Genomic DNA, 5,818 nt, shown 5'->3' on the forward strand with positions numbered 1-5,818 from the left:
TGCCCGTTTTGCAGGGTTATGGCTTTAAATCGTTGAAAAAACTGCCGCTTTAACGGTGTTTTGGTTAAACATTCAACGGTCGGAAAAAATATTGAAAATAGGGGTTGCGGCCTGCCGAGAACTCCCTATAATGCGCCTCCACTGACCGGGAACAACGACTGACAAGCCGCCGGGTCAGCGAGAAGAAAGCGAAATAAACGCTTGACTCTCAGGGCGAAAAGCGTAATATACGCAGCCCGCGCCGATGAGTTTCTCGGCGCTGCTCTTTAACAATTTATCAGACAATCTGTGTGGGCACTCCACAAGACGATATCCAGCATCTTCGGATGCAAAAAAATATCAAGTCTTGAAGAGTGACTAACTGAAGTAAAATTCATGCAGTAAATCTTTGAGCATCGCTTCTCGAGTGGAAGCAAATCAAGCTTTTAATTGAAGAGTTTGATCATGGCTCAGATTGAACGCTGGCGGCAGGCTTAACACATGCAAGTCGAGCGGTAGCACAGGGGAGCTTGCTCCCTGGGTGACGAGCGGCGGACGGGTGAGTAATGTCTGGGAAACTGCCTGATGGAGGGGGATAACTACTGGAAACGGTAGCTAATACCGCATAACGTCGCAAGACCAAAGAGGGGGACCTTCGGGCCTCTTGCCATCAGATGTGCCCAGATGGGATTAGCTAGTAGGTGGGGTAATGGCTCACCTAGGCGACGATCCCTAGCTGGTCTGAGAGGATGACCAGCCACACTGGAACTGAGACACGGTCCAGACTCCTACGGGAGGCAGCAGTGGGGAATATTGCACAATGGGCGCAAGCCTGATGCAGCCATGCCGCGTGTGTGAAGAAGGCCTTCGGGTTGTAAAGCACTTTCAGCGAGGAGGAAGGTGGTGAACTTAATACGTTCATCAATTGACGTTACTCGCAGAAGAAGCACCGGCTAACTCCGTGCCAGCAGCCGCGGTAATACGGAGGGTGCAAGCGTTAATCGGAATTACTGGGCGTAAAGCGCACGCAGGCGGTTTGTTAAGTCAGATGTGAAATCCCCGGGCTCAACCTGGGAACTGCATTTGAAACTGGCAAGCTAGAGTCTCGTAGAGGGGGGTAGAATTCCAGGTGTAGCGGTGAAATGCGTAGAGATCTGGAGGAATACCGGTGGCGAAGGCGGCCCCCTGGACGAAGACTGACGCTCAGGTGCGAAAGCGTGGGGAGCAAACAGGATTAGATACCCTGGTAGTCCACGCTGTAAACGATGTCGATTTGGAGGTTGTGCCCTTGAGGCGTGGCTTCCGGAGCTAACGCGTTAAATCGACCGCCTGGGGAGTACGGCCGCAAGGTTAAAACTCAAATGAATTGACGGGGGCCCGCACAAGCGGTGGAGCATGTGGTTTAATTCGATGCAACGCGAAGAACCTTACCTACTCTTGACATCCAGAGAACTTAGCAGAGATGCTTTGGTGCCTTCGGGAACTCTGAGACAGGTGCTGCATGGCTGTCGTCAGCTCGTGTTGTGAAATGTTGGGTTAAGTCCCGCAACGAGCGCAACCCTTATCCTTTGTTGCCAGCGGTTCGGCCGGGAACTCAAAGGAGACTGCCAGTGATAAACTGGAGGAAGGTGGGGATGACGTCAAGTCATCATGGCCCTTACGAGTAGGGCTACACACGTGCTACAATGGCATATACAAAGAGAAGCGACCTCGCGAGAGCAAGCGGACCTCATAAAGTATGTCGTAGTCCGGATTGGAGTCTGCAACTCGACTCCATGAAGTCGGAATCGCTAGTAATCGTAGATCAGAATGCTACGGTGAATACGTTCCCGGGCCTTGTACACACCGCCCGTCACACCATGGGAGTGGGTTGCAAAAGAAGTAGGTAGCTTAACCTTCGGGAGGGCGCTTACCACTTTGTGATTCATGACTGGGGTGAAGTCGTAACAAGGTAACCGTAGGGGAACCTGCGGTTGGATCACCTCCTTACCTAAAGATATTGATTCGAGTGGCGTGCTCACACAGATTGTCTGATGAAAAGTAACGAGCAGAAATACCTTTATAGGCTTGTAGCTCAGGTGGTTAGAGCGCACCCCTGATAAGGGTGAGGTCGGTGGTTCAAGTCCACTCAGGCCTACCACTTCTTCGAAGTGGAAAAGGTACTGCACGTGACTGTATGGGGCTATAGCTCAGCTGGGAGAGCGCCTGCCTTGCACGCAGGAGGTCAGCGGTTCGATCCCGCTTAGCTCCACCATATAGTCCGGTATTTCAATACTTCAGAGTATATTGGCGACAGTATGCTGCGAAGTATTTTGCTCTTTAACAATCTGGAACAAGCTGAAAATTGAAACATGACGGCTGAAATTTATCCCTCCGTAGATGTACTGGGATGAAGAGTAACCTGTCATAGAGTCTCTCAAATGTTTGCAGCACGAACGATGGAAACATCTTCGGGTTGTGAGGTTAAGTGACTAAGCGTATACGGTGGATGCCTAGGCAGTCAGAGGCGATGAAGGGCGTGCTAATCTGCGAAAAGCGTCGGTAAGGTGATATGAACCGTTATAACCGGCGATACCCGAATGGGGAAACCCAGTGTGTTTCGACACACTATCATGTCATGAATACATAGTGGCATGAGGCGAACCGGGGGAACTGAAACATCTAAGTACCCCGAGGAAAAGAAATCAACCGAGATTCCCCCAGTAGCGGCGAGCGAACGGGGAGGAGCCCAGAACCTGAATCGGCTTGTGTGTTAGTGGAAGCGTCTGGAAAGTCGCGCAGTAAAGGGTGATAGCCCCGTACACTAAAATGCACAGGTCGTGAGTTCGATGAGTAGGGCGGGACACGTGACATCCTGTCTGAATATGGGGGGACCATCCTCCAAGGCTAAATACTCCTGACTGACCGATAGTGAACCAGTACCGTGAGGGAAAGGCGAAAAGAACCCCGGCGAGGGGAGTGAAATAGAACCTGAAACCGTGTACGTACAAGCAGTGGGAGCACCTTCGTGGTGTGACTGCGTACCTTTTGTATAATGGGTCAGCGACTTATATTTTGTAGCAAGGTTAACCGTATAGGGGAGCCGTAGGGAAACCGAGTCTTAACTGGGCGATTAGTTGCAAGGTATAGACCCGAAACCCGGTGATCTAGCCATGGGCAGGTTGAAGGTTGGGTAACACTAACTGGAGGACCGAACCGACTAATGTTGAAAAATTAGCGGATGACTTGTGGCTGGGGGTGAAAGGCCAATCAAACCGGGAGATAGCTGGTTCTCCCCGAAAGCTATTTAGGTAGCGCCTCGTGAACTCATCTTCGGGGGTAGAGCACTGTTTCGGCTAGGGGGCCATCCCGGCTTACCAAACCGATGCAAACTCCGAATACCGAAGAATGTTATCACGGGAGACACACGGCGGGTGCTAACGTCCGTCGTGAAGAGGGAAACAACCCAGACCGCCAGCTAAGGTCCCAAAGTCATGGTTAAGTGGGAAACGATGTGGGAAGGCATAGACAGCCAGGATGTTGGCTTAGAAGCAGCCATCATTTAAAGAAAGCGTAATAGCTCACTGGTCGAGTCGGCCTGCGCGGAAGATGTAACGGGGCTAAACCATGCACCGAAGCTGCGGCAGCGACGCTTAGGCGTTGTTGGGTAGGGGAGCGTTCTGTAAGCCGTTGAAGGTGGCCTGTGAGGGTTGCTGGAGGTATCAGAAGTGCGAATGCTGACATAAGTAACGATAAAGCGGGTGAAAAGCCCGCTCGCCGGAAGACCAAGGGTTCCTGTCCAACGTTAATCGGGGCAGGGTGAGTCGACCCCTAAGGCGAGGCTGAAAAGCGTAGTCGATGGGAAACAGGTTAATATTCCTGTACTTGGTGTTACTGCGAAGGGGGGACGGAGAAGGCTAGGCTAGCCGGGCGACGGTTGTCCCGGTTTAAGCGTGTAGGGGGTGTGACCTGGTAAATCCGGTTGCATACTAACCCTGAGGCGTGATGACGATGCACTACGGTGCAGAAGTAGTTGATGCCCTGCTTCCAGGAAAATCCTCTAAGCATCAGGTAACATTAAATCGTACCCCAAACCGACACAGGTGGTCAGGTAGAGAATACCAAGGCGCTTGAGAGAACTCGGGTGAAGGAACTAGGCAAAATGGTGCCGTAACTTCGGGAGAAGGCACGCTGGCATGTAGGTGAAGTCCCTTGCGGATGGAGCTGAAGCCAGTCGAAGATACCAGCTGGCTGCAACTGTTTAATAAAAACACAGCACTGTGCAAACACGAAAGTGGACGTATACGGTGTGACGCCTGCCCGGTGCTGGAAGGTTAATTGATGGGGTCAGCCGCAAGGCGAAGCTCTTGATCGAAGCCCCAGTAAACGGCGGCCGTAACTATAACGGTCCTAAGGTAGCGAAATTCCTTGTCGGGTAAGTTCCGACCTGCACGAATGGCGTAATGATGGCCAGGCTGTCTCCACCCGAGACTCAGTGAAATTGAACTCGCTGTGAAGATGCAGTGTACCCGCGGCAAGACGGAAAGACCCCGTGAACCTTTACTATAGCTTGACACTGAACATTGAGCCTTGATGTGTAGGATAGGTGGGAGGCTTTGAAGCGTGGACGCCAGTCTGCGTGGAGCCATCCTTGAAATACCACCCTTTAATGTTTGATGTTCTAACTCGGCCCCATAATCTGGGGTGAGGACAGTGTCTGGTGGGTAGTTTGACTGGGGCGGTCTCCTCCCAAAGAGTAACGGAGGAGCACGAAGGTTAGCTAATCACGGTCGGACATCGTGAGGTTAGTGCAAAGGCATAAGCTAGCTTGACTGCGAGAGTGACGGCTCGAGCAGGTACGAAAGTAGGTCTTAGTGATCCGGTGGTTCTGAATGGAAGGGCCATCGCTCAACGGATAAAAGGTACTCCGGGGATAACAGGCTGATACCGCCCAAGAGTTCATATCGACGGCGGTGTTTGGCACCTCGATGTCGGCTCATCACATCCTGGGGCTGAAGTAGGTCCCAAGGGTATGGCTGTTCGCCATTTAAAGTGGTACGCGAGCTGGGTTTAGAACGTCGTGAGACAGTTCGGTCCCTATCTGCCGTGGGCGTTGGAAGATTGAGAGGGGTTGCTCCTAGTACGAGAGGACCGGAGTGAACGCACCACTGGTGTTCGGGTTGTCATGCCAATGGCATTGCCCGGTAGCTAAGTGCGGAAAAGATAAGCGCTGAAAGCATCTAAGCGCGAAACTTGCCTCAAGATGAGTCTTCCCTGGGCCTTTAAGGTCCCTGAAGGAACGTTTAAGACTAAGACGTTGATAGGCTGGGTGTGTAAGTGCAGCGATGCATTGAGCTAACCAGTACTAATGATCCGTGAGGCTTAACCTTACAACACCGAAGGTGTTTTTAGAGAGATTTTCAGCGACGTTCCGAGATTGGTTCTGATGGCTTCATGGAAGTGAGGCGGTTGGAATGAAACAGAATTTGCCTGGCGGCAATAGCGCGGTGGTCCCACCTGACCCCATGCCGAACTCAGAAGTGAAACGCCGTAGCGCCGATGGTAGTGTGGGGTCTCCCCATGCGAGAGTAGGACACTGCCAGGCATCAAATAAACGTTATCAGTGTGACGACTGGTAATGCGCAAATCGCAAAGCGCGAATTTGCCGGCATCGAGAGATGCAACGTAAAAGAATCGGTGGAGCGGTAGTTCAGTTGGTTAGAATACCTGCCTGTCACGCAGGGGGTCGCGGGTTCGAGCCCCGTCCGTTCCGCCACTTATTTAATTATGCCTGCTTTATTAGCAGGCATAATGTTAAGCGAGATTTAGGGGCGTAGCTCAGTTGGTAGAGCACCGGTCT

At 52.0% G+C, this 5,818-nt stretch carries 3 tRNA genes and 3 rRNA genes; all 6 read left to right on the forward strand.

Annotated elements, in window-relative coordinates:
- Positions 1–426 precede the first annotated feature (426 nt).
- The 6 genes from ACIQWA_RS40815 to ACIQWA_RS40840 all read left to right on the forward strand — a co-directional run bounded on the left by ACIQWA_RS40815 (position 427) and on the right by ACIQWA_RS40840 (position 5,734).
- A 16S ribosomal RNA gene (locus ACIQWA_RS40815) occupies positions 427–1,968 on the forward strand.
- Between the two features lie 74 nt (positions 1,969–2,042).
- Positions 2,043–2,119 (forward strand) — tRNA-Ile (locus tag ACIQWA_RS40820).
- Positions 2,120–2,157: 38 nt separating this feature from the next.
- Positions 2,158–2,233, forward strand: a tRNA-Ala gene (locus ACIQWA_RS40825).
- Positions 2,234–2,440: 207 nt separating this feature from the next.
- Positions 2,441–5,348 (forward strand): 23S ribosomal RNA (locus tag ACIQWA_RS40830).
- Positions 5,349–5,447: 99 nt separating this feature from the next.
- Positions 5,448–5,563 (forward strand): 5S ribosomal RNA (rrf, locus tag ACIQWA_RS40835).
- The 16S, 23S and 5S rRNA genes sit together here with 3 tRNA genes alongside, the layout of an rRNA operon.
- 94 nt (positions 5,564–5,657) lie before the next feature.
- A tRNA-Asp gene (locus ACIQWA_RS40840) sits at positions 5,658–5,734 on the forward strand.
- Positions 5,735–5,818: the final 84 nt, after the last annotated feature.

Origin of the sequence: Kitasatospora sp. NPDC098652 (assembly GCF_044760155.1) — a bacterium.
Classification (GTDB): Bacteria; Actinomycetota; Actinomycetes; order Streptomycetales; family Streptomycetaceae; genus Kitasatospora.